1 protein-coding gene is annotated in these 272 nt (G+C 35.7%); it reads left to right on the top strand.

Features of this window, described 5'->3' with window-relative positions; all coding sequences use genetic code 11:
- A partial coding sequence (locus tag UNSWCS_RS10895; RefSeq protein WP_035144071.1) for a host-nuclease inhibitor Gam family protein occupies positions 1 to 199 on the top strand: 199 nt, incomplete at its 5' end.
- Positions 200 to 272: the final 73 nt, after the last annotated feature.

The raw sequence follows: 272 nt of genomic DNA, 5'->3' as shown, positions 1-272 counted from the left end.
AGCCAAGCTTGAAAGTTTGTTAAGCTCAATAAAGGCATTTGGATTAGGTAAAGAGTGCATTATATATGAAGAAAAGCCTAACAAGGAAGCGCTTGCGGAGCTAAAAGACGAGGATTTGGTAAAGCTCGGTCTTAAAAGAGTGGTAAAAGATAATTTTAGGATAGTGCCTAAAATAGAGAGTTTGGAGGTAGGAAAATGATAGAGCCAAAATACAGAATAAAAGACAAAGCCGATTTTGAGAGAATTTTTAAAAAAATCGCCGAGCTTGATAA

The organism is Campylobacter concisus UNSWCS (assembly GCF_000466685.1).
GTDB lineage: Bacteria > Campylobacterota > Campylobacteria > Campylobacterales > Campylobacteraceae > Campylobacter_A > Campylobacter_A concisus_A.
This window is presented reverse-complemented; position numbering and strand designations above follow the sequence as displayed.